Annotated in this window: 21 protein-coding genes; 10 read left to right on the forward strand and 11 right to left on the reverse strand. The window is 42.9% G+C overall.

Annotated elements, in window-relative coordinates; all coding sequences use genetic code 11:
* Positions 1–699 (reverse strand): diguanylate cyclase (locus GX089_02650; protein NLP01367.1); only part of this gene is annotated, 699 nt, incomplete at its 3' end.
* Positions 700–913: 214 nt separating this feature from the next.
* On the opposite strand from GX089_02650, the gene GX089_02655 reads away from it, so the two are divergent.
* From GX089_02655 to GX089_02670, 4 genes are all read left to right on the forward strand, one after another.
* Entirely contained in the window at positions 914–1,546 is a 633-nt protein-coding gene (locus GX089_02655; protein ID NLP01368.1) for a hypothetical protein, read from the forward strand.
* Between the two features lie 15 nt (positions 1,547–1,561).
* Positions 1,562–1,759, forward strand: a complete 198-nt coding sequence (locus GX089_02660) for a hypothetical protein (GenBank protein NLP01369.1) — start codon at positions 1,562–1,564, stop codon at positions 1,757–1,759.
* A 140-nt stretch (positions 1,760–1,899) separates the two neighbouring features.
* Positions 1,900–2,244 carry an STAS domain-containing protein gene (locus GX089_02665; protein NLP01370.1) on the forward strand — a complete coding sequence of 115 codons (345 nt, stop codon included), beginning with the start codon at positions 1,900–1,902 and terminating at the stop codon, positions 2,242–2,244.
* Positions 2,245–2,327: 83 nt separating this feature from the next.
* Positions 2,328–3,146: a tetratricopeptide repeat protein gene (locus tag GX089_02670; protein NLP01371.1), complete on the forward strand. Its 819-nt coding sequence runs from the start codon at positions 2,328–2,330 to the stop codon at positions 3,144–3,146.
* Here GX089_02670 and GX089_02675 read toward each other — a convergent pair.
* Positions 3,130–3,300 carry a hypothetical protein gene (locus tag GX089_02675; GenBank protein ID NLP01372.1) on the reverse strand — a complete coding sequence of 57 codons (171 nt, stop codon included), beginning with the start codon at positions 3,298–3,300 and terminating at the stop codon, positions 3,130–3,132. The genes GX089_02670 and GX089_02675 overlap by 17 nt on opposite strands.
* Before the next feature lie 256 nt (positions 3,301–3,556).
* Positions 3,557–3,934, reverse strand: coding sequence for a hypothetical protein (locus tag GX089_02680; protein ID NLP01373.1), 378 nt, complete (start codon positions 3,932–3,934; stop codon positions 3,557–3,559).
* Between the two features lie 271 nt (positions 3,935–4,205).
* Here GX089_02680 and GX089_02685 point away from each other — a divergent pair, with 271 nt between their 5' ends.
* Together GX089_02685 and rsmB are read left to right on the forward strand one after the other, a co-directional pair.
* Entirely contained in the window at positions 4,206–5,138 is a 933-nt protein-coding gene (locus GX089_02685) for a methionyl-tRNA formyltransferase (GenBank protein NLP01374.1), read from the forward strand.
* Complete coding sequence (gene rsmB / locus GX089_02690) at positions 5,135–6,496, forward strand: 16S rRNA (cytosine(967)-C(5))-methyltransferase RsmB (GenBank protein ID NLP01375.1); 1,362 nt, start codon at positions 5,135–5,137, stop codon at positions 6,494–6,496. The genes GX089_02685 and rsmB overlap by 4 nt, the downstream gene beginning before the upstream one ends.
* A gap of 90 nt (positions 6,497–6,586) precedes the next feature.
* Here rsmB and GX089_02695 read toward each other — a convergent pair whose 3' ends face one another.
* The gene (locus tag GX089_02695; protein ID NLP01376.1) at positions 6,587–7,246 is read right to left on the reverse strand and encodes a DUF480 domain-containing protein; all 660 of its coding nucleotides are present in this window, start codon (positions 7,244–7,246) and stop codon (positions 6,587–6,589) included.
* Between the two features lie 273 nt (positions 7,247–7,519).
* On the opposite strand from GX089_02695, the gene GX089_02700 reads away from it, so the two are divergent.
* Positions 7,520–8,029, forward strand: a complete 510-nt coding sequence (locus GX089_02700) for an Rpn family recombination-promoting nuclease/putative transposase (GenBank protein NLP01377.1) — start codon at positions 7,520–7,522, stop codon at positions 8,027–8,029.
* 78 nt (positions 8,030–8,107) lie between these two features.
* Positions 8,108–8,443 (forward strand): hypothetical protein, encoded by a 336-nt coding sequence (locus GX089_02705; GenBank protein NLP01378.1) that lies wholly within the window; start codon positions 8,108–8,110, stop codon positions 8,441–8,443.
* A 148-nt stretch (positions 8,444–8,591) separates the two neighbouring features.
* On the opposite strand, the gene GX089_02710 is transcribed toward GX089_02705, so the two are convergent.
* A complete protein-coding gene (locus GX089_02710; GenBank protein NLP01379.1) occupies positions 8,592–10,100 on the reverse strand; it encodes a T9SS type A sorting domain-containing protein in 1,509 nt (502 codons plus the stop codon).
* Positions 10,101–10,235: 135 nt separating this feature from the next.
* Between GX089_02710 and GX089_02715 the strand changes: the two genes are divergently transcribed.
* On the forward strand, positions 10,236–11,735 hold the full coding sequence (locus GX089_02715) for a GntR family transcriptional regulator (protein ID NLP01380.1): 1,500 nt from the start codon (positions 10,236–10,238) through the stop codon (positions 11,733–11,735).
* Between the two features lie 249 nt (positions 11,736–11,984).
* Complete coding sequence (locus GX089_02720; protein NLP01381.1) at positions 11,985–12,788, forward strand: hypothetical protein; 804 nt, start codon at positions 11,985–11,987, stop codon at positions 12,786–12,788.
* Between the two features lie 35 nt (positions 12,789–12,823).
* Here GX089_02720 and GX089_02725 read toward each other — a convergent pair whose 3' ends face one another.
* The 6 genes from GX089_02725 to GX089_02750 form a co-directional block, all read right to left on the reverse strand.
* The gene (locus GX089_02725; protein NLP01382.1) at positions 12,824–13,690 is read right to left on the reverse strand and encodes a glycoside hydrolase family 16 protein; all 867 of its coding nucleotides are present in this window, start codon (positions 13,688–13,690) and stop codon (positions 12,824–12,826) included.
* Positions 13,691–14,181: 491 nt separating this feature from the next.
* Positions 14,182–14,934: an SDR family oxidoreductase gene (locus GX089_02730; protein ID NLP01383.1), complete on the reverse strand. Its 753-nt coding sequence runs from the start codon at positions 14,932–14,934 to the stop codon at positions 14,182–14,184.
* A gap of 480 nt (positions 14,935–15,414) precedes the next feature.
* Positions 15,415–16,959 (reverse strand): PKD domain-containing protein, encoded by a 1,545-nt coding sequence (locus GX089_02735; GenBank protein NLP01384.1) that lies wholly within the window; start codon positions 16,957–16,959, stop codon positions 15,415–15,417.
* The gene (locus GX089_02740; GenBank protein ID NLP01385.1) at positions 16,956–18,602 is read right to left on the reverse strand and encodes a tetratricopeptide repeat protein; all 1,647 of its coding nucleotides are present in this window, start codon (positions 18,600–18,602) and stop codon (positions 16,956–16,958) included. The genes GX089_02735 and GX089_02740 overlap by 4 nt, the downstream gene beginning before the upstream one ends.
* A gap of 14 nt (positions 18,603–18,616) precedes the next feature.
* Positions 18,617–19,159, reverse strand: coding sequence for an RNA polymerase sigma factor (locus GX089_02745; protein ID NLP01386.1), 543 nt, complete (start codon positions 19,157–19,159; stop codon positions 18,617–18,619).
* Positions 19,160–19,308: 149 nt separating this feature from the next.
* Positions 19,309–20,022: a PEGA domain-containing protein gene (locus GX089_02750; GenBank protein NLP01387.1), complete on the reverse strand. Its 714-nt coding sequence runs from the start codon at positions 20,020–20,022 to the stop codon at positions 19,309–19,311.
* Positions 20,023–20,701 lie beyond the last annotated feature (679 nt).

Genomic DNA, 20,701 nt, shown 5'->3' on the forward strand with positions numbered 1-20,701 from the left:
GAGGCAGGACCTGATCCTGGTGCTTATGGTTTGAAGAAGAGCATCGCCGGCTCCAAACCCCAGAGTGTCATTGATAATCTTGAATCTGTTGATATCAAGAAGAAGAACGGACATGAGCGTCTGGTTGCGTTTTGCGTGGCTTACCATAAAAGAGAGACGGTCATGCAGAAGATGGCGGTTGGGGAGACTTGTCAGCGGGTCATAATAGGCATGGTTATTTATCTGGATATCTTTGTTAACATAACGGGTGATATCTGTAAATATCCCCAGGTACCCGTTCCTGGCACTCAGTGATCCGAGTGCTACAATTGTTAGCCACTGTGGATAGATTTCCCCGTTTTTACGCCTGTTCCAGATCTCGCCCTGCCATTTTCCGGTCTGTTCAAGCTGGAGAAAAAGATTTCTGTAAAAATCCTGATCGTGCTTGTCAGATTTCAATATCGATGGCTTTTTGCCGATAGCTTCCTCGGGAGTGTAGCCTGTTATGTGGGTGAAACCGGGGTTAACTTTTAAAATCCTGTATTGGCTGTCAGTAACAATAATTCCCTCGGAGACATTATGAAAAATTGCCCCCTCAAGATTGTCACCCTGATGTTTCGACTCACCGTTATCTAGTTTGTCAACCAGGCCCTGAAGTTCGAGACGAACTTGTTCAAGCTCGTCTATAATCTCTTGTTTTGTCTTTCTAATCGCCGGCATATCCAAATCTGTGAAAATATCCCAAATTCAGATTATACCATCAAAAAGAATCAGTATCAACTCCCAAAGTTTACGTAAGTGGAAAAAGTGCAAATCTTCTTCATACCTTCATACCCTCATACACTCGTTCCTTCGTATCCTCGACCCTTTACACCTCCACTCCAAACGTGTATTTTCATCAGGTAGTTATATTCAGGACCGGGTTTTTGCTTAGATGCGACATTTCATTCTGGTAATTCTGGCTCTTTCGGCATTGGTATTATTCTGCAGCCCCCCGGGGTGTGGATTTACTTCAAATAATCAGTACAGCCGGGAGAGTTTTTCCGGCAGAGATCTGGGTGACAGAACGATTGGGATGTGCCCTTTTTTAGGAATTGATGGAATTGACACAAGCGGTTCCTTAAAGCCTTACAGACAGTTAATAAATGCCAAAAAACTAAGGCGGGATCTGAAGTTTACTTCTGTCGAAGGGGTCGAAAACAAGATTATCGGCAAGCTGGGGCTTGAATCTCTTAAAATATTTTATGATAAGCTTTCTAAAAGCGATATGATCGCCCTTCAGACATCAGACTCTGTATGGAACGCAATTGAATGCGATTACTATCTTGTAAACAGGCTCAGGAGCGGTATCAGCATAAAATCATTTGATGGTGCATCACGTAAACGGCTCGAACTGGAAACAGAACTTTGGGATTGCAGGACAAAAGAACCGGTATGGCGTCAATCGGTAAGCGGAATATGTTCAGGCAGTGATGTCCATGATGTTGAATTTCTGAATCAGGCTATCTCCAGGATACTTGAGGAGATTCCAAAGGTGAAACCTGCTTACGACGACAGAAACTGGTAATAATGGCTGATACTGATGCTGGAGAGTACTGAAAGAATTGTAAAGATAGGCTTTAAACGGGATCCCAAAAAGGTTTTCGATGAGGTGGAAGCCGTAGCAGCAGAGATGATCAGACAGGGATGGTACTTAAAGGATACTTTAATAGAGGACGGACTCGCCTGTGTTCATCTCTTCTTCGAAAGGGAAATCGATAATGAGCTGCAGGGTAAATGAGTATTAAACCCTTTCTTTGTATTTAAAATTATGGTAATCTATTAAAAGGAAGATAAAGGCCAAAAACCTTTTCCCATAATTAAAAGTATAAAAATCATTTAATTCAAATAATCAAGGTCTGTGGTCGGAGGAGAAACAGCATGAAATATGAAATCGAAGAAAAGGGCCATTTCAAGATGATACGCATTATCGGCAATATTGATGTGGTCTCCAACAAAACTCTTGATGATGCAATATCCGGTATGATTGAACAGGGACATCATCACTTCGTTTTCAACCTTGAACGTACAACTTATCTGGACAGTTCGGGAATAAGCATATTTATACACTGCCTTTGCGATGTTCAGCAGAATAATGGCTCGGTGTATATAATTGCAGAAGATAATCAGGTCAGACGCGTTCTGGAGATGGTGGGTATAAACCGCCTTATCAAGACGTTTGATTCTGAGAAAGAATTTCTTGATGCGATGAAAGTCTCTGCATAGCAGGCGGATTCATCAAATTCAGGATAGAGAGTTTTATCTCGCTCTTGGTAATGGACCATGGGATCATGCACAGAGTAAAGCAGATGAAGAAAACTGACCAGCTACGGCAATCAGGCCTTTCTTCTCTGCTTATCCTGATAATCGGGTTTATTCTCGCTTGTATATTATTTTTCGGCTTTCTTGTAATCCGACATATCTCCCGAACCTATTCACCATCAATAGTAAACGCGGAAAAATACCTGAAGAGGGGCAAAATTAATGAAGCTTTTGCTCTTTCAGAAAGGATCGGTTCTGATCGGCCCGGGTATTTTCTTCTCAGGGGTAAAATCTGGCTTGCAGCAAGCATGAAAAAGCAGGACATTCAAAACTGGAGTGAGTACGGGCTTGACTGGGATAACTGGCTCAAGGGGGAGGAGATTGAGAATGCACTCAATGATTTCAAGGAGGCGATCAGGAGAGATCCCTCATCAGCAGAGGCCCGCTACTTTCTGGGAGTCATTTACAGGGAAAAGGGCTGGTTCGCTGAAGCGGAAAACCAGTTTGAGGAGGCATTGAGCCTCGATCCGAAAAATCTACAGATTACCCTGGGTATGGCATCCTTGCTTGTGAAGATGGACAGGTTAACGGAAGCAGAATCAGAACTCAGGGAAGCTTACGGTATAGCACCGGAAGATCCGGCGGTTTTAAAAAGCATGGCATTTCTCTACCGTTTTTACCTTCAGAAGCCTGACTCAGCACTGGTCTGGCTGAATCGGTACCTGAACCATGTCAAGGGTCGGGATCTTGACATCAATCTGGCGAAAAAAGAGTTTCAGGAACTGATAGAGCGCTACCCGGAATACGAACCATCTGAACCTCAAGACTGGAAAAAGAGAAAACCTCGCTTTATACCCCGCAGGTAACCTTTCTGATAAGAGTGTTGAGTGCCTGAGCTATTTCAACCAGTTTTGAAACATCCACGATTTCAGGATTGTCGTTTTTAGTATGGGTGATAGTCTGACTTTCCATATTGTCGACGAACCACTTTGAAGTAACTGCGACCGCTGGTCTCCCCATCTGTACAAATATGCTGTGATCACCCTGAGGCCATGGTGCTCCCTCACTGATACCTGGGTACTGCCTGTGGGGTTGGGTGTAGTTTGGTCATGATTTCATCAAGGAGGTGAATTGGCGATTTTAACTCCTTAAGTCACGATTTTACCCTGATGTGATTAAAGTAAAACTTTAACAGACTGAATGTACACCACTTAAAAAACGCATTTTACAATGCTTTGGCAGAAATCAGTGGCAGAGGATCTGAGCCAGGATTTCTTTATACATCCTGGACGAGCTTTTTCAGGCCAGATTTCTCAAAATTGACTATTATTTTGCTTGGAGCGCCGTGATCTTTGCCTACTACAATACCCTTTTTAAATTTCTTGTGCTGGATTGTCTCCCCAATTAAAAAATGACCTGTTGGGGAATAGGTCGGGATTGCTGTTTCATCTTCAGGTTTCTTCTGTTCGGCAAGATCTTTTCCTGAATAGCACATGGTTTTGTTGCATTTGGTGCAGTAGTATTCAAATGTGGAATTTCTGTCTAATGTTCTCCCATTCTCAGCGATGCTTCTGTCGAGTTGAGCCGGAGTGATTTTTTCACAAAAACGGCAGAAAAGCTCAAGTTCTTCAATAGGCGTGAAAATGGAAGCCATCAGAGAGATCTCCTTAACTACTGGTGAACGTGGTTTTCCGGGTTGGTTGTTATACCTAAATTACCTCTTGGGCCAGTGAAAATCAAATATTTAGGGGTTTTTTAATGTTCAAGGAAGAAATCTGGAAGAAACCACTGATTGTTTATCAGGGCGATAGCTATTTTATAGCGCGGATTAAAACGGATTGTGCAGATTGCACGGATTAAGAAATTTTTCTTGGTGATCCTGTTGGCCCGTGTAATACAATAAAATTCTTGATTATAGGTGAATTATGCGTATCGTTTTCATGGGTTCAGCCGATTTTGGAATCCCCGCCCTAGAGTGCCTTCTAACGAAGTATTCTATCGTTGGTATTGTAAGCACTCCGGCTAAGCCCAGAGGGAGAGGTCTCAAACTCGCAGATTCTCCTGTTACCTGTTTTGCCAGGCAGAAGGGCCTTGAACCTGTTATTACTCCCGAAAACGTTAAATCCCCTGAATTACCCCGGATTTTAACAGACCTGAGAGCTGATATTTTCGTTGTGGTGGCTTTCAGGATTCTACCCAGGTCCATCTTCTCCATTCCTCCGCTTGGCACTGTTAACATCCATGCATCACTGCTTCCTGAATTCCGGGGACCGGCTCCAATCCAGCGTGCAATCGAGGCGGGGCGGACCGAAACTGGTGTGACAATCTTCAGAATCGAGGAGGGGGTCGACACCGGGGAGATAATCCTTCAGAAGAAGACTCCTATCGGCCCTGAGGAAACAACTCCGGAGTTGTACAACCGTTTGAGTCATCTTGGAGCCGAGGCGCTTATGGAGTCACTGGATATGCTCAGAGAGGGAAAAAAGGTTACGACTGTTCCGCAGGACCACTCGCTGGCATCAAAAGCCCCTAAGCTCTTAAAAGAAGAAGCTTTGATCCAGTGGCAGCTATCAAGTGATCAGATCTTCAACAAAATTCGCGCGTTTAAACCTTTCCCCGGAACTTTTGCGATGCTAGGCGGTAAGCGTCTTGGAATCGAATGGGCAAAAATAATAGACAGGCACAGTGCCAGTGCAAAACCAGGCAGTGTTGTGTCTGTTTACCGGGATTTCTTCGATGTGCAATGCGGGAATGGAATTCTAAGAATACTGACAGTGAAACCTGAAGGACGGAAGATAATGAGTGTACATGATTTTCTTTTAAGTTCCAACCTTAAAGAAGGAGATATTCTGCTGTGAACAAACCACGGCATCGATATACCGAAAAGAGCACGGTCAATTCTCGTCAACTGGCATTACGGATACTCACCGATTTCGACAGAGATCCAGGGAATCTCGATCGGATAATAGATAAAGGACTCGCCAACGTTCATCTTGACCACAGGGACAGGCGGTTTGTTTTTGAGATGGTTTACGGGGTAATTCGCCGCAGGATGACTCTCGATCATGCGATGGATCAGTATGTAACTGAGAAAATAAAGGATGATACTTTAAAGCGGATACTTCGTATCGGTATTTACCAGCTAATCTACATGCAGAAGGTTCCCGATCATGCAGCGGTAAATGAGACTGTGAAACTCACCAGAGTCGATTCCCGCACAGAGCATTTCTCGGGGATTGTAAATGCGGTGATGAGATCGCTGATTAACAACAAGAAAACAATCACATTGCCTGATCCTCAGAGGGACCTTGTTGAGCGACTCTCAGTGGAGTTTTCTCATCCCCGATGGATGATCGAGCGATGGCTGAAGAAAGTCGGGCTTTCGAAAACCAAGAAACTGCTGAGTTTCAATAATGAAAGGCCGGAAATTTTTCTCAGACGAAAACTCAGGGATATCTCCCGTCAGCAGTTTGAATCTGATGTACGTACGATTTCGGAACCTGCCGCCGGTTATCTTAACCTTTACTATAAGCTGAAAAAGACACTGCTTCCTGAAAGCATAAGGATGATCCAGCAGGGGATGTGTGTTGTGCAGGCCCCATCATCGGGATGGGTTGTGGCGCTTCTTGATGTAAAGAAAGGGGAGCATCTGCTGGATATGTGCTCGGCTCCCGGAGGAAAAACAGCGCTTATCTCAGAGCTGGCAGGAGATACCGGAACAGTTGTGGCCTGTGAACTGAGGAAGGCTCGCCTGATGAGTGTTGTGGAGATGGTGAGGCGGATGGATTTGAATAATGTTTATCCACTGGTTTGTGATGGAGTGAATCTTCCGTTTATGGGTGCTTTTGACAAGGTATTGCTCGATGCACCCTGCAGCGGTACCGGAGTCCTGCATAGACATCCTGAAGCCCGCTGGGTAAAAAATCCTGAAGATATTGAAAAGCTTGCAGGAGCCCAGAGCAGGCTTCTCCACTCTGCCGCTTCAGTTGTGGCTCCGGGTGGAATCCTTGTCTACTCCACATGCTCTCTTGAACCTGAGGAGAATGAACTTCAAGTGGAAGCGTTTCTCAGGAGTCATCCCGATTTTGTTCTTGACAGAAATCCAGATGTGATTCCGGATAAATTTATCGATGATAACGGATACCTCAGGATAAATCCTTATGAGCACGGGATGGACGGGATGTTCGGGGCAAGGTTGAGAAGATTGGAACAGTAAAGGCGGGGGAGTGAGAGAGTAATGTTTCCTGTAACTTTACTTATTAAAACAGAAACAGAATAATAAGTGAACGACTTAGAGTTTGGCTTCTCACTCCAGTTGCCGTTTAAGATCATAAAAAGCATTCTTTAACTCCTCAAACTCCAGGCGAAGCTCAGAGAGGTTATTTTCCAGTTCAAAGATCCTGTCTTCCGATTGTAAATGCTGCTCCGGGGTTCTCTTTTCTACTTCCGCGTACTGTTCAAGATCGGGCATGCCGGAGAACAGGTGAGTGTATCTTGTGTCTTTCTGTCCCTTAAGCCGCGGGAGTTCAACCACAAAGGGACCATCTTCCCGACTTATCAAGCCATTCAGTGTTTCGACAACCTCCTCTAATGAAGAGAAGTTATACAGTCTTTCTGTGCGGGTACGGAGTTCACCCGGTGTCTGAGGACCTCTCAGGAGAAGCACATCGATAATTGCAGTCTCCTGTGGTGAAAATGTGAATAGACTTCTGATATTATGCTCATATTTAGGGACCCTGCCTGTAGATGATTTCAACTGCCAGACAAGTCTCTTGCTTTTCATGGTATCAATTGCTTCCAGTATATCCCTCTCCTCAAGGTTCATCACCGGATCTCTGCTTGATTTCTGATTGCATGCAGAAAGCAGGGCATTCAGGCTTAACGGGTAGTATTCAGGGGTGGTAATCTCTTTTTCGATAAGGGAGCCAAGAATACGGGCCTCAACTGGTGAAAGATTCATATCCATGGGGTAGTTACCTGCTCCTTTTTTCCGATGGGATTTGTTTGTGAATTCCGGTTTGGTGAGTTTAAAGAGTTTAAATAATATTTTGGAGAAACGGAGTCAATCCAGAGACGTTTTTCAGTCCTCCTGAAGCGGGAAAAGGAAGAAGCATTCTACTTTTTGTCCTACGATTGGGATCGGAATCGGTATCGGCATCGGAATCGAATGCGTTCTTAATAAAATGAAGATTCTTTAAGGACTAAATAATCTTATTTTCCCTTATGTATATTGCCTTTCATGAAAAGAAAACGGCTGCAATCTCCGCATGATCGTTTTCTCAAAGTAATGTTCAGTAAAACCGCGGTAGTTTCCAGTTTCATTAATTCGTGCTTATTCCCAAACATCGAGATTGATTATAATCTTTCAAGTGCGATAAAAAACGATACCGTCGATGGATTCCTGAACGAATTCCGCTCAGATATTGTTTACAGACTTTTCGACAAAACAAACGCACGGTTTATCTATCTTCTTTTTGAACACAAGAGTACACCGGATAAGAAAACTCTGGTTCAAATAAAGCACTATTTAAACTCCATAGAAAACGATATCCCTGAAGGTGAAAAGCATGAAGGTCCTATACCAGTACTGATTTATCATGGCAGAAGAAAATGGATATCTCTTTGTCTCTGGATATTGACCATCCAAACCCGGTTTTGCATACAAATTTTTCGCGATTTCAATACCTGCTTTTTGATTTTTATCATACCCCTGATGAGGAAATTCATGGATCGCCTCAGCTTCGTCTGACACTGATGGCGCTTAAATATGTAAAAACCAGGTTAATCAATAAGAAGATTGACCTGATTCTCGTTAATCTTAAGAGAGATGATAGATGAGAAGGATGTCGCTGAGTATGTTGATGAGCTAGCGCTTTATATTGATTCTGAAGCACCTGCGGATTTAAAAGTCAAGGTCCAGGAGAAGATTAAAACAGCAATAATTACCGGAGAGAACAAGATGTCTTCGATTAAAGAATATTTCAAACAGGAAGGCAGAATTGAAGGAATACAGGAAGGTCGAAAGGAAGGAAAAGAAGAAGGAAAAATGGAGGGACGAAAAGAGGGCTTAGAAGAGGGGTTTAAAAGAGTCGCATTCAATATGTTAAAAAATGGTGAATCTGCTGAAAAGATTGCTCTGTTTACCGGTCTATCCACAGAATAGATTTCTTCTCTTTACAAACAATTATTGAAAAACGATGGTAAGGATAGTATCAGCAATTCGTAGTACTATATGTACTAACGGTTGAATCGCAAGTGGCATTTCCTCTGCAGAGGTCTTCACCTGCCATAACATAAAGGACGATAAAGACTTATCTGCTTATAGTGAATATTTTCCTTCCTGATGTTTTTGTAAAGATTTCCAGAAAATATACACCACTGGAGATATGCCCAACATCAATCCAGTTTCTCTGTGAATCGGCTGTTTTAATACGCTTTCCCGAGATATCAAAGAGATTGCAGTGACTGAACATAATATCATCGATGTATACCTTTGTACCGACAATCTTTGGAGCAATGTGCTCAGATGAACGCACTGCTGGTTTGAAATTATCTGCTTTTACTATCGCTAAACCGTCTTTAATTCCCTGATAAAACCCATGGTATGCTGGCTTGGGTTGATACTGTTCATTAAACAGCAGTGCATTTTGTCCCATTCTCCAGTATGCATTAGTGTTATCAGCTACACCCCAGAGACAGATCCAGTCTGCTCCTCCAGTGACTGCAGCCTTTGCGAAGTTATAATACTCTCTCTTTTGAGTAGTGTCCATCTGGGCTGACCACTGCGGTTGCTTTGCTGGCGCAATCTGGTCAGTATCACCGTAATCGACCTCTGTGATATAGACTTCCAGACCAAGTTTTTTATATTCCGCTACTGCAGCAGTCAGTTTTGACCAGTCATAACTGCGATCAAGCCGGAAATGTCCCTGAAATCCTACTGCATCGATCGGAACTCCGGTATTTTTCAGGTGTTTGACTAGTTGATAAAATGCCCGTGCCTTAACAGAATTGTCCCAGAATTCGATATAGTAGTCACGTAATTCAAGTTTTGCCGAAGTTTTCGATCGTGCCGTCTGGAAGGCCTTGCGGATATACACCGGATGTTTATCGTATACTTTTGCACTCCCTGTGAGTCCCGATTGATCCGGTTCCCATCCAAGCTGCTGCCAGCGGCATTCAGACTCACTCGACCAGTACTTTCCATCCCAGGTAAACGCCTCGTTAACCACATTCCAGTAATCCACTTTCGAGGCATTATTATTTGTAGTGATCGCTTCGGTGATCCAACTGTTTAAAAGATCCTCAAGCTGCTCGTTTGTCCATGAACATGAATTAAACCAATCGGGGAAATATGTCCCGGAACCACAGAGAAGATGAATGCAGGTTTTCTTACCATTTTCTTTTGCCCAGTTTATGACTCTGTTCATATCACTCAAATTGTAAACTTTGGGATTCTGAGCTGTTCCGGTCCATGCTCCCCAGGCCGGATAAGCCGTTGTCTGAACCAGACCAAATTCACTCTTAATTGTATTTTGAACTGAGTTGGCTTCTTTCCAGTTAAACAATCCTTCTTTTTCTGCACTGCCAACCTCAGCAGTAGCACCGATTAGAATGCGGGTATCATTAAGTACTGCCTCTGAAGATGATAGCTGACCTGCAAGCAGCACTATAAGGCATAGAAGAAGCAAAACAGAAGAGAGTTTTAGCGAAAGAAACTTTGGTTTACGTTGACGTGCCAGAAGAAAATCATTCTCCGCTCTTATCGCTTTATAATTCAGTGCTGCAAACATCCATACTCCTTTGATTGTGATTTCAGCCATAATTACCAGCCCTTTAGATTTTTTTCATACACTGAAACAGGCAGGTGCTTTAAATATAGCGGTTCTGAGGGGGGCAAGGAATAAAGAAAAATAGATTTATTAATTAAATTGTTATACTGTTATATTTAAGGTCATATGAATTCACGAAGCACCCCTGTATTAACAGAAACTGTCCGGAAAATCCGCAGCATTATTGAAAAAAGTACTGATGAACGGCTGCCCTCAGTGAGAAATCTCGCCAGGCTGTGCTCTGTATCGCCTGTGACCGTTATCAGGGCGATCACGGTTTTAAAGAATGAGGGGGTGTTGGAGAGCCGATGGGGAAGTGGTCACTTTATCACTGGAAGAAAAATATCGGGCCCGGAACTGACAAATAATCAGCAGGCAGACAGGGTAAAAAGAATAGTACTGGAGTTGAAAAATGACATCAGTGAAGGAAAATATCCTACCCATCAATCTCTGCCCACAATCAAACAGTTGTCAGCACGTTATAACGCAAGTTATCCGTCAATTAAAAAAGCACTTGAGCTCTTATGCATTGAAAAAGTCATCAAGCGCAGTGGTGTCCGGTATCACTTTTTTCCCAGCCGGATTAAATCAGGTCTCAAAGTTGCCATAGTTGCTTCCGGGCCGGGCCGGAACTCCATCAGAATTGAAACCGAGCGTGAACGCAATTTTTACCGTTTACTTTCCACTGCAGCAATGAACCACAATGTAGCTCTTGAAACGATATGCTGCAATGATTCTCAGGAGGAACTGCATTTTTATACACCTGATGATTCCCCGATAGAAACGTTCCTGAAGAGTAAAGATATCTCCGGTATTATCCTCTCATCATACCATATGAAAGATTCAGCAGAATGTTTACGAAGATTACTTCAGTTCAATATCCCAATTTCTGCATGGGTTGAAGACCACAGGATTTTAAAGATGATCGACCGCTATAGTTCTAACCGGAAGAAACTGACTTTTTTTGACTCCAGCTACTCAACTCTCCCAGGTTATGAGGTCGGCAGGTATCTGATTGGAAAAGGACATAAAAATATCGCCTACATCTCGCCGTTTCATCAAAGCCCCTGGTCACAGAACAGGCTGAGCGGACTGAAGAAAGCAGCATTAAGTGGTACTGATATCAGAATATTCCCTTTTGTATGCACTCAGTTTTTAAATGATTACTATTTTATTCTGAAAGTGCTGGAGGAATCCTCATTTGAAAAAAACTGCTCGACCCCGGATATAACCCAAAAACTGCATCCTTTCCTGCAAAGCCGGATCTCTTCGGTCAGATCTGAGCACGATATGCTTTTGCGTGACAGTCTAATCTTTACTGAATGCGAAAAACTGATGAAAAAGGCTCTGGAGAACAGCTCTATTACAGCCTGGGTGTGTGCAAATGATCATATTGCGGTCTTAATAACTGATTACTGGAATTATACCTCTATGTCGCTTGCAAAACGTCCTGTCCTGATTGGATTTGACAATTCCTTTATGAGTTTCGAGAGGAACATCAGTTCATATGAATTCAATACATATGGGGAAGTGCAATTGATGCTGAGTCATCTGCTCTATCCAAATAGTTTAAATGATAAGGCTGCGGTAAGGATAAGCGGAAGAGTTGTGGAAAGAACGGGGTAAAAAGTAAAAAAAGGGGACGGACTACTTTTTTGCTTTTAATGGTAAGTATAGGCATTAAGATTCAATGCTTAACCCAGGGTAAATCAATGAGTTCCGGTAAGTGAAGTGTCCGGTTGCCTAAGGATGTGACCTCTTTTAAACCGTCTTAAAGCCAGGGATCAGTTCAGAGAAGAAAATATCATTTTCATAATTCTCTTTTTTTCCAGACAAAAAAAGGTATATTGCTCATTAATAACAAAAGGAGCATCAATGCGAGTATTTTTTACCTTGCTTTTCTGTTGCTTTCTCCCAATTCATGCTCAGCAGATGATAAGTGATTTCTGTCCGGACAAACTGGGAAACGAGTGGGTTTATCTTTATCAGAGGGTGCCGCTGGGATACGATTTCAGCGGCCTGATGATAAGCGAATCACTCAATGTGGTTGTTACTCTTGATGATTACGAAATGATAAATACGGATACTTCGTACATTTTTCATATCTATGAAAGCGGTATAAGGACAACTGTCTCAAGGGAGGGAGAGAGCAGAACCGAATCAATCGGAAACCGGTTTAACATTTCTGTTTACTTGAGGCTAAATATTATCGTTGTAGTGAATGATGCGTTTTATGATGAGATCCTGTCCCGTGATGAGGAACCTGTTGCAGCAATTAATCCACTTTACAGAACACATTCGGTAAACTCTGCGGACTTGAAGAGAGTATGGACCGGAAATGATTCTCTTTACCTGCTGGATGCGGGGGCAAAGAGATTTGCTCAGAATATCGGACTGGTTTACGATTCTCTCAGATCTACAGGGAACTGCGTTTTAAAAACGAAACTTCTGTCATTCAATGGAGAAATGTTCAGTTTATGGGGTTCTCCTGTACAGAATCCTCTGAAAATGAAAACTGCAGGCATTGCTTTACAGAAAACCGGGACTGAAATACTGCATCTCTGCAAAAAATCTCCATTAAAAAATGGAGCAGTTTTTTCGCTGAATGGGCGGATTTACAGGAGTATTAATGAAACAGTCAGTTCCGTTGTGGTAAAGCTTCCTTCCAACCGGGATTGACCAGATAACCTTTCAGGGTTATTCTGTAAGCATTCTCATCTTCTAAACCCTTTAGGAAACGTAGTCCCTCCCTGGCTGTCCTGAGGGATAATCCCGTTATACCCGGGGGATGAATACTTTGACAGAGTAAGAACCGCAGCACCGTTTCTGACATTGACATTTTTATCTATATGTGTGCTGGCTTTGTCCGGGCTCTCCCAGAATCCTGTACTCCATCGAGGGTTAAGCGTATCAGAGTCAAAATTGTCCACCCATACAGGAGATGGGTCAAAACCTTTGCCTGGCGTATACTTATAATATTTTATCCAGTTTATATACATGTGTTTCGGCAGTGATTCGGGGTTAAACTGTCCGGCCCAGGAGGGATTAAGAGAAGGCCAGATATTAAAACGTAACTGCATCGGAACATTACGGAAGTTCTTGACTATATCGCTGGTGTCTTTTCTTACCAAACTGTCATTGAGTTTCCACAAGATATAATCTGGTGTCCATTCTATGGCATAGGTGTTGTATCCTGAGGTAAGATCTCTGTTAAAATGATGAAAAGCTTCACGATGTTCCATATTGGACCATCCGCCTTTCCCATAATGAATTGCGCTCTGAAAACCATTACGGGTGCATCCAAGCACCTCGATGTCAATTTCATTCCATATTCCATCATCAGCACCGGATTCCTGTTTCCAGAGGAAAAATGAGCTTATTACTCCATCTGCACCCACCATCCTCATACGTACTTCATAGCGCCCGTAAACTACACCCTCTTTGGTAAAAAGTTCTGCACTTCCCAGAAGATCCTCTGTAGAAGTCTGAGCGTCTACGATGAGCGGAAAAAACAACAATAAACAAAAATTTATCGAAGAGATACAAGAAAAAGCCTTTCGAGAGTTGAACCTGCTTATCATTTCTGACCTGCATTCCGGATTCAAGGTTAACACGATATTGTTTTGAGACTACCGTAGTTAAATTTAGATTACAAAAAGGCTGTGAGCAATACCAGCGTTGATTCCATAATCCGGCGAAATAGAGTCCGTTACTTGCAGCAACAAGGTGTGAGAGTGTTGCGTTTCCGGGATGCCGCTGATTTGGACAAACCCATCGGAAATATTTTTTATCAGAGTCCGATGTCAGCCTCGGCTGTGATGTGCAGGAACTGGTATTTCACATATTTGTAAATTCATAAAAAATAGTAAGGTATACATAAGAATAAATGAATTTTCAGGTGACAAATTGATGAAAAGAAAAGCTGGATAGCCAAAAGATGTAACCAGGGATTAAGTTATTGTTATCTGGTATGATACAAAGTGATATGTCAAGATAGATTATATTGACACCTCTGTATGTAAATACTGGGTTTCCGGGGGAGAAGTGAATAATTCAAAAAACGAGTTTTCCCTTATATGTAAATCATCTTTTTTGTCATCCCGCCATCGACTACAAAATTCTGACCTGTAATAAAAGAATTATCGGGATCGACCAGGAAATTGACCATATTTGCAATATCCAGGGGATTTCCGACTCTTCCCACAGGATGCTGAGCCTTTTCCTGTTCTGTATGCAAGGGAAGCATGCGGTTTGACCACTTTTTCCAATCCCGCGTTTCAATCCATCCAGGTGAGATACAGTTCACCCGCACATCGGGTGCAAGGCTTAAAGCCAAAGCGTGTGTCAGGGAAACAAGCCCTCCTTTGCTCGCAGAGTATGCCTCTGTATCCGGCTCCGACATCATCGCCCTGGTAGAGGAGATATTTATTATCGAACCGTGGTTTAAAGAGAGATGCGGGGATGCGTACTTGGAACAGAGGAAAGGGCCCTTTAAATTGACTCCTATGATATAGTCCCAATCCTGAGAGGAAAGATCAATCAGCTTTTTCTGTAGAAAAACCCCGGCATTATTTACAAGTACGCTTATGTCACCTGACCAGTTCACTGTCTCTTCAATGAGATAGATGACTGCCGGCTCACTGCTTACATCAGTCTGGATAAATTTCACCGGGCCAAAATCTCTTAATTCCTCTTCTGCCTCCCGGCCGGCATCGGAATCGATTTCGGCAATCGCTACATTATAATCGTTTTCGAGCAGGACTCTTGAGATTGCTCTCCCAATTCCCTGCGCTCCACCGGTTACAATAGCGGTCCTGTTCCGCATTACTTCTCCTTTTTAGAGGGCATGGATACTCTAAAAAACCTGGTCTCGAAATCCGTGCCAAAGATTACAGAGACCACAAGTGTATATAACGAATGCCTGATACAATCGCAACACCTTAAGGCTAATAATATGTAACAATAGGGGTGGATTAAAAGCGGACAGTGGAGGATAGCTAAAAAAAGGAAGGGTGAGTAAATCATACTCACCCTTTCCTGTACCTGTTCCGGGGAGAGAAACCCTGAACAGAAGTAAGGGTGTTAGTTATAATAGATAATACCTCCTAATTAGTTGGAGGGGCATACTGAAAAGGTTCAAAAAACTCCTGAAACATCATAAGTCATGATTTTACCTCGAAGGTCATTTGTGACACAATTAACCTGATTTCAGAGGCATTAAAGTGAGGATAGAGGGTTGAAGGATAGAACAGGAAAATTATCAGGAGTACTACTAAGAAAAACGAAAGAGAAGTATCTAAAAAGCCTACTCTTTAAGTACCATTATCATCATCTCAAATTCCTGCTCTATACCACCTTTGAGGCTGAGTTTTACCGTGTAATTTCCCGAAGAGTGAAAAGTATATCGCAAATCCGGGTGGGGAGTCTCGATAGTTTTTCCTGCTATATTCCAATAATATCTAATGTCTTTGGAATCAAAATTGAGATTGCCGGAATTAAACCAGAAATGAACCTCCTGGCCCTCATAAGCGGGGTTGGGAAAAGCCAGAAGTTCAGGTCCCTGGGAGAAATTGCCGCTTACAACCACTCTGGCTGTAATTGTATCAAAAGCATAACGGTTATCACGCACAATCAGCATTGCTTCGTAGATACCCGGTTTTTTATAGGTGTAATAGCACTGAGGCTGCACAGTCCAGGTGTCAAAACCATCATCCCCGAATTTCCATATATACTTATCAATCGTCCCGTCAGAATCCACAGCTATTGCATAAAAGAACACACTCAGCGGAGCTGCTCCTGAATCCGGATGTATTTCAAGGGATTTGATTTCAGGAGGGGAATTCTTCTCAGAAATTATTGTCAGTTGGATACTGTCGTAAGCAAAACACCCTGAATCATCACTGATTTTTACTTTGACATTATATGACCCCGGATTCATGAACCTGTGTGAGGGTTCTTTGATACCTGCAAAGTAATAGTCTCCAAACCACCAGTAATATCCGGTAACTTTCCCATCCGGATCATCAGCATTGATTCCAAAGTCAACTAACTCTGCAACCTTTGCAGTGCAGGCGGAAGCCCAGACATGATAAATTACAGGAGGTTTACTTTTGCAGAAATTAAAAGCCTGGTTAAAAACGAGATCAATCGATGAGGAATCTTTTCTACCCAGAATATCAACAGCATAAAGAGTGACACTCTGTGTATCCTGCATATGTCCGGAGAACTGGTAAACAAGTGTATCACGTATGATTTTACCGGGATTGCCCGAAATGTCATGCTGGACAACTTTCACCGGTGAAAAACTGTAAAGAAGCTTTTCAATGACTGCGTGACTGTCTGTAACTTCGGCAGTGAAGATAATCTCAGCAGGACTCTCTGTGTTAACCGTGTTTATGTTTGAGGTAAACGATTTTATCCTCGGTGGAACAGACGGTAAAATTTTCACTGATAAAGTTTTTGATGATGATTCCCCATACTGATCTGCAGCGCCGAATTTCAGCACATGTTCTCCGCTGTCAATAAGCACGATTGCCAGTTCAGAGATATTCGACCGCTGCTCCACCAGATTATTATCAAGATAGTGACTGAAACTGACAGGGATATCATCTTCTTTGCTTTCTGCACTGGTCGATGAGACTGCCAGATTAAGCCTGAAAGGAGAGCGGGCATCTATTTTGTCATTGGAAGCAGAGATTATTCTGGATGAATCACAGAAGAGGGAGAGATGAATCTCCGGCGGGATACTGACATACAGAGGACTCCGGGGGTCAAACCGGTTATCCCGCTGGGCACAGAAGAGAAACCAGACTGGAAGGAGGATCAAAAACAGCCTGCAGGTACGCATCATTGAACTCCTGAGACCTCAGACACGGAAACCCGGGCTTTCGCCTCTGCGGCCCATTTCCCATCCGGATACTTTTCAAGATAGCGGTTGTACTGAGCAATAGCCTGACTTGCACGCCCCTGATTGAACAGACAATCACCTTTCCAGAAAAGAGCATCCTCGATGATATCACTCTCCGGGAAATCTTTCTCGATTCTTCCGAAATACCCCAGAGCCCTGTCACAATCTTTCATGTCACGTGAATAGATCCTTGCAAGTGAGTAAAGCGCATCCTTTACACGTGAACTGCCCGGATAATCGGATATCAGTTTTTTGTAGACATCTGCAGCATTTTCAAAATCTTTCTGCAGATGAAGGAGTTCGGCTAATGCAAATGAAGCCTCCTCAATCCATATACCATCAGGATATCTTTTGATGTAAGCCCTGAATCCTTTGATGGCTTCATCATATTTCCTGAATGATGTGCTTAGCAGATTGGCAGATTCAAACAGTGCCGATTCCTTCTCATGCCTGCTGAAGGGCCCCTCGGCAATCGTACGGAGGACCTCCAGAGACCGCTCAGGCTTACCGGTGATCTTGAAGCAAAGCGCAGCTTTTTTCAGAGCAATGGCTCTTACCTTTGATGGAACCGATGTATCGGAGAGTATCCTCTGCAGTTCATCGAGAGCCTGTCCGAATTCTCCCGATTCAATCAGGCGTAAAGCAGATGCAAGCCTTGGATCTTCTGCCGCACTATCTTTATCAATTTTTTCAGAAGAGTCCTTTTTTCTGTTAATTTGCCGGGTATCACATTTCTTTTCAGGTGCTGAAAATTGCTCACCGATAACTTCTGCGGATTTTCCAGCCTCAACAAACATCTCTTTGCCCGATCTGGTTTTAAATCTGACCAATCCTTCCTCAACAGAGAGAACCGTTTTTATAGCTTCTGACCCGCCGGATCTCTCGACACTTACACAGAACCGGGTACCAACAACCTCGCAGGCAGCATTGGGCGTCTCCACTCTGAATACTCTCCCAGCCTCTCTCTTACCGACTTCCGCTTTTACTTTTCCGTTCTCAAGCTTAAATATCTGAGAATTTTCTACACATTGCACTATCTCAAGCCTGGAATTGCCGCTCAACTGAAGAGAACTGGTTTTATCGAGCTGCATGTTGAGCACAGAATTTTCTCCTGTGCGAAACATGTGTCCGGACAAGATGGGGGAGTGTTTCTCAACTGTAATTTCCTTTCCGCTCATTAATGTATCCTCAGAGAATACATTACCCTCAATATGAGAGATTCTCGGAAATACCTCACTTTCAATCGCGCTAACAGATGGCTGGGATTGCCTGTGTGAAGAAATTATCAGATTGAAAGAGATCACAGAAAGAACAAACAGAGCAGCAACAGCCCATTTAATAGCTGGCCTCAAAGTGGGGAACCTGACTGTTTTCGAAGCTGGTGGCAACTTTGACAGTATAGCCCTGTTTAATTCCTGCCATTGGGCATCAGACTTCACAGGAAAAGGCATGTCTTTCATGGCATCGAGAATTTTCCTCTGAAGAGCCAGTTCTGAACCGCAGGATGAGCATTCCTGAAAATGCCTGTAAACAGGATCATCGGGATTCCCGCCGGAGCGCATGGCATAAGCATGCAAATGTCTCATTGCCTCAGAACACTTCATACCTGATTCATTACCTTTTTCAGTTTTTTCCGCAATTCATCCCTGCCGTGAAACAACCTGCTTTTTACAGTTCCCAGGGGTACTTTGATTATTTCTGAAATTTCTTCCATCGTTCTGCCTTCAATGTCATGAAGAATCACTACAACGCGTTTGCGTATCTCCATAGAACTCAAAGCGATAGAGATCTGTTTACGAAGTTCTTCTTTCTCCACAAGTTCATTGTTTCCGGAGTCGGGAAGAAAATCGGGATCAAGCCTGTCAGCTTTGATTCCTGAATGCCTTTTTCGTAGAAACTGGATTGAAACATTGATAGCAATTCGGTAAAGCCAGGTAGTGAACTTGGATTTCCCCTCATAGTTGGATAAAGACTTGAAAAGCTCCACAAAGGTCTGCTGAACAGCATCATCAGCCTCCTCACAGGCTCCCAGGAAACGGTAGATCACCCTGTGCACCATTTCCTTGTGATTGAAGAACAGTTGTGAAAAAGAATGCTGGTCACCCCCCAGCGCCTGTTCTACAAGCTGCCTGTCACGTTCCACTGATATTTGTTTGCTCTCAGATGATTGAATGTTCAAAATATTCAACTCTGTTCAGTTTATTTTACCAAAGCAAACGGAATACAGAAGTAAAGAACTTATTCCGTACACTTTCCATAATCAACATTTCTCTCCCGAATTCCTTTTCCCGGTCACTTTTTCTCAGTATTGACAGTGTGGACTTGCCTGCCAAAAATTCTCTTTTTCAAAGCTTTATTTCTTGTAATCTGGAATCCTGATACAGTCCAGCCCAGAATCGCAGAATTGAGCAGGCTGATTCTAAGATAATTTGCGTTTCTGTACTGGTTATAGCTACTGTTGAATTTCTCCTGCGGTGTTCCTCTGGGAAGACGTTTATAGTCAAGATGAAGATTATGCTCGATTATCCATGAAGCAGCAGTGCAGAGTGTAAGTAAAGATGAACTGATTACCCAGGGTCTTACTCTATAGCCTTTATAACTCATCTCTGCCTGAAGAGAAGTCTCTTTACCGGCTGCAACAATAAGGGTATCTGTGAAAGTATAAAGGTGTTCTCTCTCCAGACGCACATTATAAACACCTTTCTCCAGAACCAGTTCCGCAGGAGTCCTTCCAATTTTAATACCATTAAGAAGTATGTCACATTCCAGGGGCACAGAGCTAATCCGTACCTTTCCGGAAATATTCTGTTCAAGAAAATAACGGGTTTTCAAAGCAAGGAGGTCCAGCACTTCATCGATAGAGTGGTTTGTCAAAGGAATGCGCTTGATTTCATCTTCTGAGTCCATAGTGCTGGATAGATGAAAATTGATCACAGGAGTCCCTGATATCTCTTCGATTCTTCCCCCCACAATCGCTACGCACTCCTGTCCTTTTAACTCATCCATGAGAGCGGGTTTTATACCATGGGGGAGCAGTTCGTACTGTAATCGCTTAAATAAGGCTTTGTGCAGATCTGTATATGCTGTACTATCAGATACATCTACAAAAAAAGGATTTATTCCAATAAAGGAATCAGCACTCGAGAAATGAGGGCAGAGGTTTATAATGAATACTGCGACTGAACAGATAAAGAGTTTTCGCGGCATATAATGATGAATTTTTATTCCAGTTCTCTCCTGCCGGGTATCCCTTCTCAAACGGAGCAACAATTCGGTTTGATCAATTCACATTTAACTATTAATATAGATTCAATTCGAACAGTCTGGTTAATCTCTGTATGTGATTATCTATACACAAATCCTTAACTGGAACGGACGGAGTCAAAATCAGCATTGCTATTGAAAAGTGTGTCCGCACTGTATCATGCAAAGTTTTAGACTCCGGTTCCTATGTCAGAACACCGGTCTAATATCGTTCAGGACACAAAAAGCAGAAAAAAAATCCCGGAGATACTCCTGGAGAAAGGAGAGATTGTACCGGGATTTTTTAAAAGTGTAAAAAGCGCTTACCCGAAAAGCTTGAAGGCTTTGAAAAGCAGGATCGGATTATGTGCAAAGGCTCTTGCAAATACCCTCATGTAGTTCATCTTTTCAGGTTTTTCTTTGCAGAGTGCATTCGCAACTC

Source organism: Fibrobacter sp., assembly GCA_012523595.1.
Taxonomy (GTDB): Bacteria; Fibrobacterota; Chitinivibrionia; order Chitinivibrionales; family Chitinispirillaceae; genus JAAYIG01.